The following is an 18,450-nucleotide window of genomic DNA, read 5'->3' as shown; positions in this document are numbered from 1 at the left end:
GACTGATTTCCCAGTCTCTCCACTTTCGCGCGACAATTTTCACGCTTTTAGATGTACCCTTTGTCTTTTAAACTAATGAATTTCTGATCGCCGATAATGATATGATCGAGCACATCCACACCCATGATCTGACCCGCTTCCATCAGTCGTTTCGTCACTTCGATGTCTTCCCTTGAAGGTGTCGTGTCGCCACTCGGATGATTATGCGAAATAATCATCGATGCGGCCGACCGTTTAAAAGCTTCACGGAACACTTCACGCGGATGTACTATGGAAGAATTTAAACTGCCAATGAAAATCGTCTGCTTATGTAACACTTCATTTTTTACATTCAAAAATAACACCACGAAATGTTCCTGGTTCAACGATGACATATCCGTCATTAAATAATTCGCGGCATCTTCTGGTGAACGAATCTTATAGCGTTCGTGCGGGGCTGCCCGATATAATCGCTTGCCGAGTTCTGCTGCGGCTAACAACTGCACAGCCTTCGCTTCACCAATTCCTTTAATCTTCGTCATCTCATCCACTGTCAACTCTTTCAAATCTTGCAAACGATCAATCGTCGACAAGACGCGGTTGGCAAGTACCAAAACAGACTCTGAGCGTGAGCCAGAGCGCAACAGAATTGCCATCAGCTCTTGGTTGGATAAACTGTCCGCCCCTTCCCGTATCAAACGCTCCCGGGGCCTATCCGCGATATGTACATCACGGATCATCATTTGCGGGGCTAGATCAAGTGGCATTACGCACCACCTTCTAAAGTCAGCAACCCTTCTTGACGCATACGGTTGACTAGATCACTGATCGGCAACCCGACGATGTTTTGATAATCGCCTACCATATTTTCCACAAACAGCATCCCTTGCGTTTGGATGCCGTACGCACCTGCTTTATCTGAAGCATCTCCTGATTTCACATAGGCACGAACGAGTTCTTCATCCAGTTTCCTAAATTTCACTTGAGACAAACCAGCAAACTGTATCGTCTTCCCCTTCGCAAGGATCGTCACACCTGTAATCACTTCATGTAACTCTCCAGACAGCTCCATTAAGAAATCAATGGCTTGCGCGTCATCTTCTGGCTTTGGGAACACTTTGCCGTCTTTCACTACAATCGTATCTGCCGCAATGATAATTTCTTCCTCTGATTCAACTACCGCAAGCGCCTTTTGCTCAGACAGACGAACCGCATATTCATATGGCTCTTCTGGTGTAAACGGCAAATTCTCGTCTACATCGCTCGGTCTCACGATAAAATCAATTCCTGCAAGCTGTAATAGTTCTTTACGTCTCGGTGAAGAAGATGCCAGCACGATAGGTTTTACACTACTAAATTTCATTGGAACAACCCCCTTTTTCCTAGTGTACGCTATTTCACGCGATTTGAAAAAAGGGCAAAATTCAATTCTTCCCCCGTATATGGGATCAAAATTGAATTTTGAAGCATGGGTCTTGATTCGAATAATGCGCCAACAGATGTACTCTCGCGACAGAGGAATCCTTTGTAAATGCAGTAATGGCGGTCACTTTCTTCGCAAAGTCTCCACCTTTTTTCGCATCTTTTGCACCCTTAGACAATTCAATTTTCGATAAATCCTCAGCAAACAACGCTTTTTTCACCTCGCCGGCATCTGCAGACTTGCAAGTGCCCGGTGCGACTGTAATTCTCTTCTTGAATGCATCTTCGCCTTCCTTCAAAATGACATCACTCTCTTTTAGCCAAACCGCACCCCAGACATAGAACTGTCCCCCCGCTGGCACGATAGCCGTACTTGCAAGACTCGGATTGTCCGCCACAAAATCCGTCGCTGCCTCTTGACTGGAAAACACACCATGCTGCTTAACGAACATAGTATCTCCACCCTCAGCTGCTCCTTCCTGCTCGTCTGTCTTCGGTCCAGTCGTCGCTACCGTCTCATTCGCCTTATCCTTTTTCTCTCCCGTAGTCGATATCGTCAGCCCGATCACTAGTACTGCGATCAAGCCGATCGCTATCCCTTGCACTAACGCCCGAATCACAATGTTCTTTGAATACGTCCTGCGGAAATTCATTCCATCACTCCACTAGTTTTCTTCCACCTTATCAAAATGAACGTAAAAAAAGACGAGACTGTTGTCGTCTCGTCCATAAACATTTACCGATTCAGTTCAACAAACCTGTATACCAACTGACAAGCTGCGCACCATAGAAATACGCAATGAGTGCAGCGACCGCAATCGAAGGACCGAATGGCACAGGTGTTTTACGTCCTTGCTTCGTCTTTTTCAAGAAGATCATGCCAACAATCGCGCCTATCAATGAAGCGAGAAACAGCGTAATTAACGTCTGCATCGTCCCGAGCACCAAACCAATCACGAAAAACAACTTAATATCGCCACCGCCCATACCGCCGTTCGACACGATAGCAATCAACAGCAACAAACCGAACCCCACCGCAGCACCGAGCAAGCTATCCCACCAAGGCGTCAGCGGACTGACGAAGCGCAAGATGAAAATCGCGATACCAAACGGCAACAAGATTTTATTCGGAATCAACATATATTTTAGATCGGATACCGTTAAAATAACCAACATGGAGATAAATAACCATGCCACAACAAGTTCCCATTGAAATCCGAAGTGTACATACGCACAGACGAACAGTACACCCGTGATCAGCTCCATCACGGGATAGAGAGCACTGATCTTCTCCTTACATCCGCGGCACTTCCCACGCAAGAACACATAAGAGAAAACCGGCACGAGATCCACTGCGGTCAAATTACGATCACACGTCGTACAGCGAGATGGTGGTGACACGATGGATTCCTTTACCGGCAAGCGTATGCCGACTACGTTAAAAAAAGAGCCAAATGTAATGCCATAAAGGAAGATAAAACTACTATAGAGCCATTCCATGGATTGCCTCCTTACTCTGCTCTCTCAGTACCTGTCATTTTATTGATCGTCGTCGGATCGAATTTCATGGCAGGTGGCGGCGCATCTACTTTCGGCGCCTCATTTTGTAAATTGACAAGATCCGGACGGAAGTACGCATGGAATGAAATCACAACTTTCATTTCACCGATATCCGATTCCTCTTCCGTTTTCTCGGCAGTCGCTTCGAATTGAATCGTCTCTACATTTATTATTCGAATCATTTCTTCAATCTCGTAAATGAACGTATCGACTTGCTTATATGTATCTGCAGCGAGTGTTACTTCCATCAAAACCGTTTCAAGATTTTGTACATTTTCCGGCAGTAGTTCTATGTCGAATACTTCTTTCGAGAAATTAATTTCTTCTATTCGACTATCGGACTTTACTTCCGCGCTCTCCAGACGAATCAGCAATGCATCTTCTAACGGAATGACAGGCACAACTTTTTGAAGTGGTGCGGACGTTACAGTTTCATTTACATCTCGATTCGCTAATTGTTTTTGTAAGGAAAACAATACATCACGTTCTGAAGCAAACAGAGCCGCCGTCTGATCCTTGGTTTCTTTCGCTGGCAAGTAGACGTTCGTCACCGTGTAATAGACAAGTGCAATAAGGAAAATTGACGCCAATACGACCAAACCAATCTCCATCTGACGTTTAGACAAATATTTATTCAACCGTATCGCCTCCTTCCGTATTCGCATCTACAGGAGGTTGTTGTTCAGGGGCAGGTTCCTGTGGTTGATCCGATGTTTCTTCTTGCGGTTCTTGAATCACATCAGGATCCACGTCTGCATCTGCACCTGGCAATGCACGGTCATCAACAAACTGAATAAAATAGGTTGCAAAATATCTAGGCAAGACATTCTTCCGCTCATCGATATCCAGTTTTTCCGTTTCAATTCCTTCGAACGTCGCGTCGATCACTAACGACGAAGCTTTCACTCGGGTTAGATACAGCGCTGGCTCCATCAAGTCATCAAACTGTACTTTCAATGTCACTTCATTAGGGGCAGTGAACGTTAGCTCTTGGAAAAATCCTCGATCTGGCAAGGCTTTTGAAAGATCTTCTATAAGAGGTTGTGTTTTATATTGATACCCTTTCAGGAACTCGACCGTCGCTGCTAATTGTTCTTTTTCCTGACCGAATGCAGACAAACGCATTTGCGACGTTATGCCTTCTTGTTGTTTCTGTATTTCATACGTGGATTGTTGCAACTTCCCCGCTTCATCATCATATTTTTGTGCAATGAAATACAGCACAACCCAACTAAGGAAAGCGACGAAAAGAATCGCAATTGCTATCCAAAGAAAAGTAGCCTTCTCACGGATCTTTTCCGGCAGCAGATTTATATCGACTAACATATTACACCTCTTCCTTCAACGCGAGACCAATAACTCGGTGGAAATCCGCAGTAATTTCGGTTCCATCCACACAACTAATCGGCTCTTTCACTAAGGGAAGTGCTTCGATCGTTAAACGTTCTCGTACCATCTGCAATAATTCTTCTTGTTGTGTATATGTACCATTCCACACGAGATGGGTAATAGTGGAATCATTTTCCGCCAAATTAAAGCGATAGAAGTTCGCTAGCTTCTCGAGTTCCATGACGATCGTATCCGGCTCAACTTGTTGCTCTAGCTCTTCGCCTGTTGCCATGCTAAGCGGTACTTCCAGTTCCATCGAGCGAATGAACAAAGGATAATGAGAATAGAAAATAGACACAGTCAGGCTACGACCCCGCAAATCAGCAAGGAGAATATGTTCCGACCCCTCAAATTGGTGCACATGATGTGCCAGGCGATACAGAGAAAGCGGTGCAATATCCGCCACAACAGGCTCCACTTTTACGGACTTTAGCACTTCCTCATAGGTCTGCATAATACTTTCTTTAGACGCAATCAAAATCGCTTCATTCTGCGATTTATTGGCTGTATACGGAACGACATCAAACACCGGATCATCAAACGGTAAATAAATCGTCGATCCAATCTCGATAAAGAAATGACTTTTCAAATCCTCAAGATCCACCGTTTCAGGATACGGCACACGACGGATAATGACATATGTATCAGGCGCTAAAAACGCCACATCACGATTCGCAAGACTCCAATCTTTCACAACTTCCGTCAGAACTTCCAGTAACATGTCCTCATTGGCGATTCGGCCGTCCGTGATGACATGTTCCGGTAACAATATCTCTTTCGCTGTATCTAGAACGATCGGATTCAAGGACTTTATACGCACGTAACGAATTGCATCATCGTCGAGCGTTAACGAATGCACACGCTTTTTACGGCTGAATGTAGACATAGAAAGTTTGGAAAGTGGGCGTTTTAAATTAGATAAAATCGACATAAATGAACTCCTTCCAGATGAGCAAACGCGGGGTGTTTGGTGATTATTTCCTAGTGAACTAGTTATGGTTAGTATAGCAAATGTGTTGGAAGAAAGGAAGATTGCCAAGGAAAGAAAAGCAGATGAACAATAAAGATTCTAAGCAAAAAGTGTTCTGATCTCTTGCTAAACAAGAGACAGAACACAAAGGAGTTAAGAAGGCAAAGTCTGATTGTTTTCACCACATGTTTTGTTTCCTACATTAAGTTCGTTTCCTGAATTCACAATTTGCTCTGCTGTCGCATCGTAAAAAACTACTTTACTTTTTCCCATCGCGGAGGCGCAAATTCTAGCAGGTGTTACATTAGTGACGAACGAGGAACTATTTAAATATCCGCCGTCTTCCATATAACCTTCCTTAACCAAGTTAGGAATAGATGCTGTCTCCCATGCATATTGAATATTATTTTCAAGAAAATATAATTGTGCTGCATTTAAAGCTATGATTGCTTCACTTTTTACGGCTTTATTGTGACTGTTTTGGACTATCTTACCGATTGCGGGTACTGCGATTGCTGCGATAATTCCGAAAATGACAATTACAGCAAGAAGTTCGACTAGCGTAAGTCCTCTTTGGGATTTTAAAAACTTCATATCACTTATCAGTCCCCCTGATATAATTATAAATTAAAGGCGAAAGGCGATTATAGTAATCGCCTTTCGCCTTTAGCCTGATAACTACGCATTATTATTGTGTTGGTGGTGTTGCTGCCGGTGTTGCAGTAATTGTTTTATCGCCTTCTGCACTACCTTTTAGAGTGTCTGCATTAATTGATTCAACAGTAGCTGCTGTAAATATCACTTTTTTTACACCAGCATATTCTTCTGAGTTACCGCTAATTGATAATTTGTTTTTTTCTACAGCTTTATCAACACTTACTGTATCTAGTAATTTGCCCTTATTATCAAGATAACCGCGCTCAACAAGCTGTTCAATTGTAACTTTTGTTTCTTTCGGTTGTTCAGCATAGTATAGGTTTCCTGCACTCAAAGCATTCAACGCATCCGACTTCACCGCATTATACTTCGTGTTTTCAATAATATTCCCAATAGCCGGCACTGCAATCGCAGCAATAATACCCAAAATAACAATAACCGCCAATAGCTCGACAAGTGTTAGTCCCTTGTCATTCAATTTCTTCTGCATAAACTTTTTCATATAATTTCCTCCTTTTGTTTATCGTACTCTATGAGTATAGTATACCAAAGACACTAGTAAATTAACACTAGTTTAATTGAAAAAAACTTAAAATTATTAATAACTTTTGTTATTTCCATTACAAATTATCTATCTGCTCAAACATGCTAAACATCGGTAACATGATTGCCAAGACTATAGTCCCAACTACTGCAGCTAAAAAAACAATCATTAAAGGCTCTATCAAAGCTTTTAAGCGGTCTGTAGCTGCCTCTACTTCTTTCTCATAAAAATCCGCAACTTTAGCTAACATGGTGTCTAAAGACCCAGTCTCTTCTCCAATGGCAATCATATGAGGAATTAATGGTGGGAATGCCCAGTGATTTAACATAGGTTCCGTCAAAGATCCACCTCGTTCCATTGATACCCTAGACTCACCAATCACTTTTGAAATGACTTCATTCCCTACCACTCTTTCTGTCATAGACAGTGCCTGTAAAATTGGTACAGAGCTCGAAAACATAGAACTTAATGTGCGCGTCATCATTGCGAGGGAAGATTTTTGCGCAATGCTACCGAATATAGGTAATTTCAACAAGATGGTATCCAGAATGTATTTCCCTTTTGGGTTGCTTCTGAACAAGATATATCCAACGACTAGAATTGAAATTATAAGAATCAACAAGTACCAGTAGTTGGCAATCCATTCACTCGCTGCCATAACCGCTCGAGTTAGCCAAGGTAATTGTCCACCTATGCTGTCAAACATATCCACGAACATTGGTACGACGAACCATAGAAGAAAAATAACTACGGCGATTGCTATAATGCCTACTACTACTGGATAGGCCATCGCCGATGTGACTTTTTGTCTTGTACGGTACGCCTTCTCGAAATGCTCCGCTAATTGATCCAATGATTCATCCACCGTACCAGAAACTTCTCCTGCCGCCACCATGTTTAAAATCAACGGCTCAAAAACTTTAGGATGTTTTCCGAATGCTATAGATAACGCTGTGCCAGTGCGTAAATCTTCCTGAACCGCGGTCAAGATCTTTCGAAATGCCGCCTGCTCCACTTGCATAGATAGAATTCTCACCGCATCCACAATCGTAACCCCTGCTTGAAGAAGAGTAGAAAACTGTCGTAAGAACATAATCAATTGATCCCGCTTAACCGGACTACCAATCGTAATATCTTTCGTCAGCATCGTTTCTTTCTGCTCGACAAGACTGACCACACGAATCCCTTGATCTTTAAGCTTAATCGCTGCATCTCGCTTATTCGTAGCGGTCACCGTACCACGGCGAATCGCTTTTGCATCTCGCCCTTCATATGTAAAACGAGCCACTCTTACTCATCCCCTTGCAAAAACGGTAATGCCGCTTCATACGAAATGATTCTCTGTTCCATCAAATTCTTCACTGAGTGATCCATCATATGCATTCCAAGTGCACGGCTTGTCTGAATGACGTTCGGGATCTGGTGAATTTTCTCAGATCGTATCAAGTTCGACACAGCAGGATTATTAATCATAATCTCTGTCGCCGCACGTCTTCCTTGCTTATCCATCGTCTGGAATAAACGCTGAGAAACGACTGCTTTCAAAACACCTGCCAACTGCACGCGAATTTGTGCCTGTTGCCCATGAGGAAATACGTCTATAATTCTATCGATTGTCGAAGCGGCACTCCATGTGTGTAAAGTTGCCAGAACTAAGTGACCGGTTTCCGCAGCAGTGATAGCCGTAGAAATCGTCTCCAAGTCACGCATCTCACCTACTAATATCACATCGGGGTCTTGACGCAACGCAGCACGTAAGCCGTCCGCAAACGATACTGTATCAAAACCGACTTCCCGTTGATCGATAATAGAAGAGCCGTGCTCATGCATATACTCAATTGGATCTTCTAACGTAATAATATGCTTTCGCATCGTTTCATTCATATAACGAATCATTGCCGCAAGTGTTGTGGACTTACCTGAACCAGTGGGCCCTGTAACTAAAATTAATCCTTGTGCAGTGTCAGATAAACTCTTTAACGTTCCTGGCATATTCAACTCATCGATTGTAGGAATCTTTGTAGGAATCGTCCGAAATGCTAACGATATCGCACCGCGTTGTTGGAATGCGTTGACACGGAAACGAGAAACGCCAGCGATTTCATAAGAATAGTCAATCTGTCCAGCTTCTTTAAATGCAGGAATCATTTTTTCTGGAATCGTTTGATACGCAATTTCTTTTGTGTCTTCTTCCGTCATAACGGTTTCACCAAATCGTTTTAAATCACCATGCACTCGGAAAACTGGAGGCACGCCAACAGTTAAATGAATATCAGACGCTTTGATAGTAAAGGCTTCAGTTAATAATTGATCAATTCTTTCAGTCACCGCAAACACTCCTAATCTATCAAGGCCACCCTCAACACTTCTTCAGTAGTTGTAATGCCTTGTTTCACTTTTTCCAAACCATCATCTATCAGAAATATCGTTCCACTTCTCTCTGCGATTTCGCGGAATACAGTAGGCGATGCGCTATTATTGATCGCATTACGCATTTCAGCATTGATGATTAATACTTCATGAATCGCAATCCTTCCACGGTATCCTGTCATATTACATGCCGAGCAACCCGCACCTCGATGAATTGTTTCAATCGTTTTCCCACGTCTAGCGAAAATTTCTTTTTCACGATCAGTAGCTAGCTGTGTAGTACCGCAGTCTCGGCATACACGACGGATCAATCGTTGAGCTACAATGGCATTAAGAGAGGTAGTCAAAAGGAATGGCTCCACACCCATATCAAGTAGCCGTGATATAGATGCAACTGAATCATTCGTGTGGATCGTGCTCAAAACTAAATGTCCTGTCAATGAAGCACGTATCGCAATTTCTACCGTCTCTTTATCCCGAATTTCTCCTACCATGACCACATCTGGATCTTGACGCAATATAGAACGTAACCCTGCTGCAAACGTTAATCCGACATTCGTATTTACTTGAATCTGATTAATTCCTTCCAACTGATACTCCACGGGATCTTCAATCGTAATAATATTTACCTCTTCGCTATTCAACCGATTCAACGCTGCATATAACGTGGATGATTTACCCGAACCAGTGGGTCCAGAAATCAACACAATACCGTTCGGCTTTTCAATTTCTCCAAGAAAACGCTCTAGATTCGTTGAACCGAAACCAAGCTTTGTCATATCATTCAATGAACTACTCAAGTCCAAAATACGCATAACGACTTTTTCACCAAAAACTGTCGGTAAAGTCGATAACCGCAAGTCGATTGGACGGAAATCAATCATGACTTTGATACGCCCATCCTGTGGCATGCGTGATTCCGTAATGTTCAAATTTCCCATGATTTTGATTCGGGCTAGAAGCATAGCCTGCATATGCTTCGGCAAGACCCGTTCAGTCTGCAGTTTCCCATCAATTCTGAAGCGGATAATGACTTGGTGTTCTTGCGGATCAATATGAATATCACTCGACTTCATAGAAACCGCACTAGAAATAATCTGATTCACTAAACGTACAACAGGAGAATCATTATCTACGATATCATCTTGTTGCTCTGTCTGACTCGCAGTTGTTTCAGGTTCTTCAAACAGCAAGTCATCAAATAATTCATCATAATATCTAGTGATCGTTCGTGTAATATCGTCTTTTGATGCGATGGCAGTATCTATATGGAAACCAGTAGACAACCGTAAATCCTCAATCGTGTTATAATCCATCGGGTCCGCCATGGCGACGAATAATTTATCTCCATCTTTTTTCAACGGAACGATCATTTTTTGCTGCGCTAAACTTTTAGGTACAATATTAAACAACTTCGGATCAAACGGATAACGGAATAAGTTGACATGAGGAATGCCTAGCTGGAACTCCAACACTTCGATCAACTGTTGCTCCGTAATGTACCCACGTTGCAGTAACGCATCACCTAGTCGCTCATCGCGAGTCTTTTCTTTCAACGTACTCATTAACTGTTCGTCCGTCAGCAAGCCGGATTCTATCAATAAATCTCCAAGACGCTTTCTAGTTGTCGCCATCTCAATCCCCCTCTATCAATCGATTGGATTCCCATTCTTGTCGACCTTTATAAGATTGCCACCTTTATCGTAATCATAGTTCACATCACCTTTTCCAGTCGGGACATTTGTGTTACTTGAACCAGATCCCGATCCGCTGCTCCCCGTTCCATTACCTGAAGAAGAACTCGTATTGCCTGATCCTGAGCTTCCATCGCTACCTGATCCGCCACCATTTGAAGAAGTCGAACCTTTCCCATCAGATGAAGTAGACGGGTTATCTGTCGAGCCATTACCTGATGTGTTTCCATCGGTATTGCTAGAAGCACTATCCACATTACTTTCAGGAACTTTCTCTACTACCTTTTTTAAACTATGTCGTTCAATAATCGGTCTAGGCGCATAGAAATCAATTGACACATCTTCTATTTCTTCCAATGAACCATTCAATAGAATATTCCGTATAACCGCAACTTCCATGCCTTTCTTGCCTTTATCCACCACTTCAATCGCACCTGCATTTACAAAAGCGCTATAACGGATAACCGTTTTCGGATCATACGTTGTGATTTTCTCCACTTCGGTATCGTAACGATGCACAAACGGTAGACCTTCAATCGACAGTTCCAATTGAGCGCCTGTCCAAGCCGTACGAATCGTAAAGACGGTTTGGTTGGGATTCGTGAACTGGAAATCTAAATCGAGCTTACGATTGATCGCAGCTTCAAATCCTGGTTCAACGCCCGCAGGTAATTCAGAAGAAATATTGCGTTCATCTATTACCCAATTCGTCTGCAATGCGGATTTATATAGGAGAGAAGCCATAATAGTCATCTGTACATCTGTCGCACTAGCAGACACTTTACCATCCAAAAATTCACGGAATGAAAAGGTAGAATTCGGCTGAATATCTAAACCATTCAAATCGTCCATCAATAAACGCAAACCTTTTTCTAGCTCATCCACTTCATATGCGGCAGTAGCAATCACTTGTTTCTGCTCGTACAGCTCGGGTATAAAATTCGCTATATATACTTGTTGTGGCATAATACCGCTTCGTAGCTGAACTTCTAGTTGTGCGGCTATTTTTTCCACATCATCTTCACTAAATGAAAGCGAATGGAAATTTTGTTTCATCACCGTACGAAGCCCTTCTCGAGAGACATTCGCGATTAATGAATTATCTACTCCACTTTTTGCTACGTTTAGTGTTGCATCTGGATCAAAATGTACTATATCTGCTGGTATGTCTATTTGAAGATCTTGTACGATTAGTTGTACTGATAAAGTTTGTTCAAGCTCTAAAAAATCATTTACTAATTTTTCCTTCGCTTCTTTACGATTACGCTTTGAAATGTCAAACGGTCCTGCATATGTGTGTTTGCTAAACTTTTTAAAGTTTGAGAAGAAGCCGTCGCCAGCGTAAGCTTGTTGGGCGAAAATGGCGGAGATGGCTAGTAATAGTGCACTTATGACGAGGCTAATTTTGTATTGTTTTAGTTTCATAGTAAATCTCCTGACTTTGATTAATTATATGTAACTTCGATTTCAGGAGGCTCCCAATTAGGGTTATCTGAAATGCCAGAACTGCCGCTTCCGCTTCCACTTCCACTGCCAACACAGTTATCATATAACGCTTGTGGATTAGTTTTAAATACAGCTTCTTTCATCGGAATTAAGTTTGGGTATTTGCCAATAATACTTTGGGGTTTAGCTTTTTCCTCCACAAAATAAATTTTGCTATTTGAATCCATTGTTTTCAGATCTATATTATTAAAATCAATATTTCCACCGACGCAAACCTTTGAATTGTTTTTAATGGCAAGCGACTTCTCTACAACTAAATTTCCTTTAACAACTAAGTTGGAATTCTGTATAGAGCCTGCTTTCTTCATTGTGAGTTCTTTACCAACTACCATAATTGACTTGCTAGTTAGCACAAATTTCTCTCCAGTGTAGTTACCGCCGACAACTATTTTCATGTTTTTAAATTCGGTATTTTTTCCATCCATAGCTCCTACTGCATAAAGTATGGAATTTGAATAGCCTGAGCTAGCATTCTTAAATTCTATATTTCCAGTTGTATACAAATTTGCTTGATTTGCTCCATTTAAATTTTTCAGTTCAATATTCCCCTCAGCATACATGGTTATGTTATTCATAGTATTCATATTAGGCAGCTCGATGTTTCCTTTTGAATATATTTGTGTATTCTTAAAATCTATTCCGATATTACCATTTCCTTTTGTATAACCGAATGGAAAATACACAATGGAATTTATTGCAGTAAAATGAGTATCAATAGATTTCTGTCCCAAGCATTTTTCATTGTTAGGGTTAGTAGTACATGGTTTAGTTTGCTTATTGTTTTCAATTAAACTTGGAATGTTCACAACGGGAATTGTCAAAGAATCCTCTCCATTAATTGGTGGGTTGGAAGTACTGTCCTCAACTAGTAATGGAAAATCAAATAGTAGCTCAAAATCCAAATTTTTTGCTCGTTTGCTTCCTTTTCCATATTCCCCCAGAACTTTACCTTTGACTAGTAAACCAATATCCCTATCCGCGGAATCTTTTACTCTAGTATAGTTTACAGGTTCTAAAATACTATAATGTAAAGAATCGGTTGTATCTGGCTTCGTTTTTTCAAGATTAGCGAAGTGCAGGTTGAGAAGTTGATCAACCATTTGATTTTGCCGGTTTTTTGCCGCTTGCTTAAGCTCTTCTTGCTTTTTTTCAGGTGTTATATTTTTGTTATTTATCATGACCTTATCGCTTTCATAGGCCAGCTTCATGTTGCTCCAAATTTTACCTCTTTCTGCTTTGAATTTATTAATATACAGCCATTTGTAATAATCTACACCCATTTCAGCAGCAGTATATGCCAGATTGTTGTCATCTACAATACGTTGTTGTTTAGCATTGCTAATCGATCCCCTCATGAAAACAGCACTACCAATCATGATAAATATGATGACAAGCAAGACAATCACTAATGCATAGCCTTTTTCATTTTTAGGTAATTGCACACGACCGCTTCCTTTCTTCAAGGAGCTACCTTATATCTAGATAGTTCCAATGGGATGGATACTTTCAATTTATTGTTTTTTGGATCTACAACCCAAAACTTTGATATTTCTAAATTCTCTTTCTTTGCGTTTATATAGAATCTTTCTTCAGTAGTTTCTGATTTTTTTTGATCTGTATAATACATAAAATTCGTACTAAGAATAGAATCTTCTACAGTTTGAGATGACGTTCGGCAATTTTGAACACTCACTTTTTGAGGCATCACAACAAATTCATAACTTAAACACTTACGATGTAATCGTTGTGCTTCTGTCGCAATATAATTTGCCTCTTGCTGTAGGCGTAATTTTGCCGTCTCCGATGTATTCAGTCGGGTACTGATTGAGAATGTTGTCCAGATGATTACAGATACCAAGGAGACAAGTAGTAGCGTTGCTAATAGTTCAACAACTGACATTCCTTGCTGATTCTTTCTTATTGTCCACTTTACATTCATAGAGCTCCATCCTCCACATAACCAAACGTCTCACTAATTTCCTTGCCATTCTGGTAAATTGAAATTTGTACACGATGAAGTATAATAGATGTTTCGGTGAAAGGCTTCAAGTCCGACTGTACACGGTATTTCACACGGTATTCGTATTTGGGTTCATCCCGACGTGTGTATGTATAAAAAATAAATCCAGGTGACGATACACCATCTTTCTTGAGAACTGAAATCTTTTCATTATTTTCTAACGGCATCGGATTCTCTTTCCAAAAATTCAATTCTTTTTTAGCCAAATGGATCGTTTCGAGTTTAGATTCTGTACGAGTATTAAATAAGTTCATTTGAGAAAAAATCGTCATGAAACTAACGAATACAATACCCAAAATTGTCAAAGCCGCTAGAATTTCGACTAGTGTAAATCCTTTTTCTTTAGTAGTATTCATAACATGACACTCCTCCCGTTTACATTCGTCATATTCTCCTACTAAAACTAAATACCCTGTCGTAAACGTAATAGTCTATAAAACTAACTTTATTAAGCCTATTGTCTCATTAAACTACTTAATAAGTAAAGAGAGCCAACAACTACCTTTGTGTTTTTTTTCGAACATTTTACATCAACTTCTTCAAACGAAATCACACGACTCGCCTCTATCGGGCAAACCGCTTGCAACTCCTTCGCTTTCGCAGCCTGTGCATGCGGAAAATCCACAAACGTAAAACTGTTCGCAAGTGGTGCTAAAATCTCCAATGTAGCTTCATAATCTTTCGTATTCAACATCCCCACAACCCAGTCCACTTTCTTCCCTGGAAACTGCTCTTCAATCGTCCTCACCAACATACGTGCCGCAGCTGGATTATGCGCACCGTCGATATAGACATTCTCAGCAATCTTTTGAAATCTAAAAGGCAAAGCAACATTGGCTACAGCTTCAGCCACATGATCTTGCTTCAACGGCACCCCCGCCAATGATAATGCCTCTAGAGCAACAGCAAGATTAATCGCTTGATGTGGCCCTTTCATATTACGCACCGGAATTTTAAATGTAGACATACCGCAGAAGGTCTCCGTAGTTCCTGGCTTTAATGTGAATTCTTCGCCATACGCGCGTACTAAACTTTTATTCGACTTTGCCTCTGCCAAAACAATCGCTTTCGCCTCTGGTGGCAATTCCCCTACAATGACTGGAATATATGGCTTAATAATGCCGGCTTTATGTGTAGCAATCTTTTCAATTGTATTTCCTAGAAACCCTGTATGATCCAGGGCTATCGACGTGATGACAGACACTAAAGGCGTCACGACATTCGTGCTGTCGTATCTACCACCCATCCCTGTCTCAAGCAAGACGTAGTCCGGTCCTGCATTACGGAACGCTAAAAACGCTGCCACCGTCAGCAATTCAAAGTCCGTCAGCAAACCGCTCAATCCTGCTGCTTCCATTTCCTCAAACACATATTCCAATTCCTCTTGTGCAATCGGCTGTCCGTTGATCCGAATCTGATCATGTATATCCAATATGGCCGGTGAAGAAAACACACCAGTCTCAAATCCATGCGCTCGTAACACCGCTTCCATTACTGCAATCGTCGACCCTTTTCCGTTCGTACCCGCCACATGAATAATCCGTAAGTCTTTCTCGGGGTTCAATACACTCGCCAGTGCCTTTTCTATTGCATCTAATCCAGGTTTAATCTCGTCGTCACTCATTATGTCAAATTGTTTTTTATATTCATTAAGTTTTGGAATCAAAGAAATTCCTCCTGTGCTAAAATTAAGTTATATACAGTATAGCAAAGGTGGCGTGGGGATTGAAAAGTTGTTGGGTTATTTATAATGGTAGTTTAACGAGTGGTAAATTTGTTGATCAAGCGCGGCTTGTACAGGAAGCAGCAGAGCGTGCTGGTGTACGGGCGACAATCTTAAAAAATTATGAAGTACAGATGGATGTGCAAAATCAGATAAAAGAGGCTCCTGATTTCGTTGTCTTTCTCGATAAAGATACATTGCTTGGACAGTATTTAAAAAATGCAGGAATCCCCGTCTTCAATGATCCTGAAGTTATTGAGACATGTGATAATAAAGCCAAACAGTACCTTGAACTCGCGAAGCACGGTGTCGCAATGCCGAAAACGATCATCGCGCCGAAAGTTTATCCTAACTTCACAATTGCGGATAGCGGATATTACGAGAACGTCATTGAAACTCTCGGCTTGCCCATGATCATTAAAGAAGGTCATGGCTCATTTGGTATGAAAGTATATTTGATTGAAACAAAAGAGGCTTTCAATGAAAAAGTCGATGAGTTGCGTGGCGTCGATTATGTCTTTCAAGAGTTCATCGAGACAAGTAGAGGGCGGGACTTACGCGTCAATATAGTGGGCGACCAAATCATTGCAGCCATGTATCGCCACTCAGACACAGATTTCCGAGCGAACATTACGAACGGCGGCATAGCTGAAGTTGTGGAATTGACGTCCGCTCAAGAAACACTAGCTATGGAAGCTGCAAAAGCAGTCGGTGCAGAGTTCGCGGGAGTAGACTTGTTATTCGGTGCGGATGAACAGCCTCTGGTTTGTGAAGTGAACGGCGCAGCGCATATCCGCAACCTCTTAAATGTAACCGGTATTAACGTGGCGGATGCAATGATTGCGTATATATTGGAGAAGATTAAATGAAAGGCGCCATCTACTATAATGTTGAGGAAGCGAAGAGAAATCATGCGTTTATCGCCGATCTATTAAAAGAAGCGAAGGAACTGGATATGAATGTGGAGTTGATAACGGAGTCACCTGCTGAACCACTTGATTTCATTTTATTCCGCGATCGTGATCCTAAATTAGCTTTAGAATTGGAACAAGCAGGTTACCGTGTGTTCAATCGTGCGAGTATACAAAAAATAGCCAATGATAAACTACGCACATTTGAACTAGCTACTCTGCTCGGTATTCCCGCAGTTCCCACATTCAGAGCGGATCAGCTTCCTCCGATGCCTTTTATATTGAAAACTCGCAGAGGTCACGGTGGAAGCGAAGTATTTCTCTGTGAATCTGCACAGCAAACAGAAGACATTCTAAATCAATTCGATCCTACTAAACTAATTGCGCAGCCTTTCATCGAATCTGACGCGACGGACATACGCGTGTTTATGCTCGGCAATGAAGTACTAGGTGCAGTGAAACGGACTGGCGCGAAAGATTCATTCAAGTCCAATTACACATTAGGCGGCACCGTGGAAAAGTATACGTTGAACGACACTGAAATCAAACAAGTTCAAACGATTTCCCGGGCAATTTCTAGCGACTATATCGGCATTGATTTCATACTTCCCATTACAGGCGGCTGGTTACTGAATGAAATCGAAGATCCCGTCGGTGCCCGTTCTCTCTATCAAACACATGAGTTTTCAGTGGCGAAGAAATTATTGGAGTATGTCAAAAATCGGTTGAGTGATGAATCATGAGGAGAAAACGCTATACTAATTTGGATGTCGTAGATACGCGTAAAACACTGCGAGAGATGATTCGGTGGCAGAAAGAACGTAATGAGAAAAAGAAAGATTTACGTATCGTAATCGAGCAAGCGCCAGATAAAGAAATAGAAAAATTCGCTATTAATCGATCGAAAACATCCATTACGTGGATTGGACACTCTACATGTTTGATTCAAATCAACGGGCTCAATATAATTACGGATCCGGTCTGGGCAAAGAGAATGGGCTTTCAGAAACGATTGACCAAACCAGGAGTCGCACTCGTTGAATTGCCAGAGATTGACGTCGTAATTATTTCACACGGACATTATGATCATTTGGACTTTGGCACGATCAAACATCTTAAAGGCAATCCTAGCTATTTTGTTCCAGTTGGTCTACGCAGTAAGTTCCAGATAAGAGGATATAAAAAGGTCATTGAAGCGGAATGGTTTGACTCATTTGTGTTCGAAAACACGAAGTTCACTTTTGTTCCTGCGCAACATTGGACAAAAAGGACCATGACGGACACGAATACTTCCCACTGGGGCGGCTGGATTATCGAAAGTGCTGAGCAATCGATTTATTTCGTTGGGGATACAGGATATTTCCGAGGTTTTCAAGAGATTGCCAAGAAATTCACTGTGGATACAGTGCTTATGCCAATTGGAGCGTACGAGCCGGAATGGTTTATGAGGGAAAGTCACCTAACTCCCGAGGATGCAGTGAAAGGTTTTTTAGACCTAGCTGGAAAAACATTTATTCCGATACATTATGGAACGTATCATTTAGCCGATGATACAGGGCCCGAAGCTGTTGAAAGGCTAAATGCCGAGTGGAGAAAATTGCAGTTGGATGAAAATCGATTAAAGAAGTTGCTTATTGGGGAAACGTTGTGGTTATAACAAAAGGGGCTGTTACAGAAAGTCATTATGATTTTCTGTAACAGCCCC

At 41.6% G+C, this 18,450-nt stretch carries 20 protein-coding genes; 3 read left to right on the top strand and 17 right to left on the bottom strand.

Annotated features, from left to right (window positions below; all coding sequences use genetic code 11):
- Positions 1-47 precede the first annotated feature (47 nt).
- The 17 genes from radC to CSV63_RS07800 all read right to left on the bottom strand — a co-directional run bounded on the left by radC (position 48) and on the right by CSV63_RS07800 (position 15,777).
- Entirely contained in the window at positions 48-746 is a 699-nt protein-coding gene (gene radC / locus CSV63_RS07880) for a RadC family protein (protein WP_099695344.1), read from the bottom strand.
- Entirely contained in the window at positions 746-1,342 is a 597-nt protein-coding gene (locus tag CSV63_RS07875) for a Maf family protein (RefSeq protein WP_099674572.1), read from the bottom strand. Before CSV63_RS07875 ends, radC begins: the two co-directional genes overlap by 1 nt.
- Before the next feature lie 85 nt (positions 1,343-1,427).
- On the bottom strand, positions 1,428-2,054 hold the full coding sequence (locus CSV63_RS07870; protein ID WP_099695343.1) for a hypothetical protein: 627 nt from the start codon (positions 2,052-2,054) through the stop codon (positions 1,428-1,430).
- A gap of 91 nt (positions 2,055-2,145) precedes the next feature.
- Complete coding sequence (locus tag CSV63_RS07865; RefSeq protein ID WP_099695342.1) at positions 2,146-2,901, bottom strand: prepilin peptidase; 756 nt, start codon at positions 2,899-2,901, stop codon at positions 2,146-2,148.
- An 11-nt stretch (positions 2,902-2,912) separates the two neighbouring features.
- Positions 2,913-3,599 (bottom strand): pilus assembly protein PilO, encoded by a 687-nt coding sequence (locus tag CSV63_RS07860; protein WP_099695341.1) that lies wholly within the window; start codon positions 3,597-3,599, stop codon positions 2,913-2,915.
- The gene (locus tag CSV63_RS07855) at positions 3,592-4,287 is read right to left on the bottom strand and encodes a PilN domain-containing protein (protein WP_099695340.1); all 696 of its coding nucleotides are present in this window, start codon (positions 4,285-4,287) and stop codon (positions 3,592-3,594) included. Before CSV63_RS07855 ends, CSV63_RS07860 begins: the two co-directional genes overlap by 8 nt.
- A gap of 1 nt (position 4,288) precedes the next feature.
- Positions 4,289-5,281 (bottom strand): type IV pilus biogenesis protein PilM, encoded by a 993-nt coding sequence (gene pilM, locus CSV63_RS07850; protein WP_099695339.1) that lies wholly within the window; start codon positions 5,279-5,281, stop codon positions 4,289-4,291.
- A gap of 192 nt (positions 5,282-5,473) precedes the next feature.
- The gene (locus CSV63_RS07845) at positions 5,474-5,914 is read right to left on the bottom strand and encodes a type II secretion system protein (protein ID WP_099695338.1); all 441 of its coding nucleotides are present in this window, start codon (positions 5,912-5,914) and stop codon (positions 5,474-5,476) included.
- Positions 5,915-6,008: 94 nt separating this feature from the next.
- Positions 6,009-6,479 (bottom strand): type II secretion system protein, encoded by a 471-nt coding sequence (locus CSV63_RS07840; protein ID WP_099695337.1) that lies wholly within the window; start codon positions 6,477-6,479, stop codon positions 6,009-6,011.
- A 118-nt stretch (positions 6,480-6,597) separates the two neighbouring features.
- Positions 6,598-7,809: a type II secretion system F family protein gene (locus CSV63_RS07835; RefSeq protein WP_099695336.1), complete on the bottom strand. Its 1,212-nt coding sequence runs from the start codon at positions 7,807-7,809 to the stop codon at positions 6,598-6,600.
- 2 nt (positions 7,810-7,811) lie between these two features.
- Positions 7,812-8,849, bottom strand: a complete 1,038-nt coding sequence (locus tag CSV63_RS07830; protein WP_099695335.1) for a type IV pilus twitching motility protein PilT — start codon at positions 8,847-8,849, stop codon at positions 7,812-7,814.
- 11 nt (positions 8,850-8,860) lie between these two features.
- Entirely contained in the window at positions 8,861-10,525 is a 1,665-nt protein-coding gene (locus CSV63_RS07825) for a GspE/PulE family protein (protein ID WP_099695334.1), read from the bottom strand.
- 15 nt (positions 10,526-10,540) lie between these two features.
- On the bottom strand, positions 10,541-12,010 hold the full coding sequence (locus CSV63_RS07820) for a VanW family protein (protein ID WP_099695333.1): 1,470 nt from the start codon (positions 12,008-12,010) through the stop codon (positions 10,541-10,543).
- Between the two features lie 20 nt (positions 12,011-12,030).
- Positions 12,031-13,533: a pilus assembly PilX N-terminal domain-containing protein gene (locus CSV63_RS07815; protein WP_099695332.1), complete on the bottom strand. Its 1,503-nt coding sequence runs from the start codon at positions 13,531-13,533 to the stop codon at positions 12,031-12,033.
- A 17-nt stretch (positions 13,534-13,550) separates the two neighbouring features.
- Positions 13,551-14,030, bottom strand: a complete 480-nt coding sequence (locus tag CSV63_RS07810; protein ID WP_099695331.1) for a hypothetical protein — start codon at positions 14,028-14,030, stop codon at positions 13,551-13,553.
- Entirely contained in the window at positions 14,027-14,467 is a 441-nt protein-coding gene (locus CSV63_RS07805) for a type II secretion system protein (RefSeq protein WP_099695330.1), read from the bottom strand. The genes CSV63_RS07810 and CSV63_RS07805 overlap by 4 nt, the downstream gene beginning before the upstream one ends.
- 98 nt (positions 14,468-14,565) lie before the next feature.
- The gene (locus CSV63_RS07800) at positions 14,566-15,777 is read right to left on the bottom strand and encodes a bifunctional folylpolyglutamate synthase/dihydrofolate synthase (RefSeq protein WP_099695329.1); all 1,212 of its coding nucleotides are present in this window, start codon (positions 15,775-15,777) and stop codon (positions 14,566-14,568) included.
- A 59-nt stretch (positions 15,778-15,836) separates the two neighbouring features.
- On the opposite strand from CSV63_RS07800, the gene CSV63_RS07795 reads away from it, so the two are divergent.
- The 3 genes from CSV63_RS07795 to CSV63_RS07785 are packed head-to-tail and all read left to right on the top strand — an operon-like array spanning position 15,837 to position 18,402.
- Entirely contained in the window at positions 15,837-16,703 is an 867-nt protein-coding gene (locus CSV63_RS07795) for an ATP-grasp domain-containing protein (RefSeq protein ID WP_099695328.1), read from the top strand.
- Positions 16,700-17,488, top strand: a complete 789-nt coding sequence (locus tag CSV63_RS07790; RefSeq protein ID WP_099695327.1) for an ATP-grasp domain-containing protein — start codon at positions 16,700-16,702, stop codon at positions 17,486-17,488. The genes CSV63_RS07795 and CSV63_RS07790 overlap by 4 nt, the downstream gene beginning before the upstream one ends.
- A complete protein-coding gene (locus CSV63_RS07785; RefSeq protein ID WP_099695326.1) occupies positions 17,485-18,402 on the top strand; it encodes an MBL fold metallo-hydrolase in 918 nt (305 codons plus the stop codon). The genes CSV63_RS07790 and CSV63_RS07785 overlap by 4 nt, the downstream gene beginning before the upstream one ends.
- Positions 18,403-18,450 lie beyond the last annotated feature (48 nt).

Origin of the sequence: Sporosarcina sp. P34 (assembly GCF_002743375.1) — a bacterium.
Lineage (GTDB): Bacteria > Bacillota > Bacilli > Bacillales_A > Planococcaceae > Sporosarcina.
Note: the sequence above shows the minus strand (reverse complement) of the source record. Positions and strands in the feature narration are given on the sequence as shown.

Bases quoted from the DNA above. Each gene is read 5' to 3' on its own strand.
- radC (WP_099695344.1), bottom strand. From the start codon at position 746: ATGCCACTTGATCTAGCCCCGCAAATGATGATCCGTGATGTACATATC.
- CSV63_RS07875 (WP_099674572.1), bottom strand. From the start codon at position 1,342: ATGAAATTTAGTAGTGTAAAACCTATCGTGCTGGCATCTTCTTCACCG.
- CSV63_RS07870 (WP_099695343.1), bottom strand. From the start codon at position 2,054: ATGAATTTCCGCAGGACGTATTCAAAGAACATTGTGATTCGGGCGTTA.
- CSV63_RS07865 (WP_099695342.1), bottom strand. From the start codon at position 2,901: ATGGAATGGCTCTATAGTAGTTTTATCTTCCTTTATGGCATTACATTT.
- CSV63_RS07855 (WP_099695340.1), bottom strand. From the start codon at position 4,287: ATGTTAGTCGATATAAATCTGCTGCCGGAAAAGATCCGTGAGAAGGCT.
- pilM (WP_099695339.1), bottom strand. From the start codon at position 5,281: ATGTCGATTTTATCTAATTTAAAACGCCCACTTTCCAAACTTTCTATG.
- CSV63_RS07845 (WP_099695338.1), bottom strand. From the start codon at position 5,914: ATGAAGTTTTTAAAATCCCAAAGAGGACTTACGCTAGTCGAACTTCTT.
- CSV63_RS07840 (WP_099695337.1), bottom strand. From the start codon at position 6,479: ATGAAAAAGTTTATGCAGAAGAAATTGAATGACAAGGGACTAACACTT.
- CSV63_RS07825 (WP_099695334.1), bottom strand. From the start codon at position 10,525: ATGGCGACAACTAGAAAGCGTCTTGGAGATTTATTGATAGAATCCGGC.
- CSV63_RS07820 (WP_099695333.1), bottom strand. From the start codon at position 12,010: ATGAAACTAAAACAATACAAAATTAGCCTCGTCATAAGTGCACTATTA.
- CSV63_RS07810 (WP_099695331.1), bottom strand. From the start codon at position 14,030: ATGAATGTAAAGTGGACAATAAGAAAGAATCAGCAAGGAATGTCAGTT.
- CSV63_RS07805 (WP_099695330.1), bottom strand. From the start codon at position 14,467: ATGAATACTACTAAAGAAAAAGGATTTACACTAGTCGAAATTCTAGCG.
- CSV63_RS07790 (WP_099695327.1), top strand. From the start codon at position 16,700: ATGAAAGGCGCCATCTACTATAATGTTGAGGAAGCGAAGAGAAATCAT.
- CSV63_RS07785 (WP_099695326.1), top strand. From the start codon at position 17,485: ATGAGGAGAAAACGCTATACTAATTTGGATGTCGTAGATACGCGTAAA.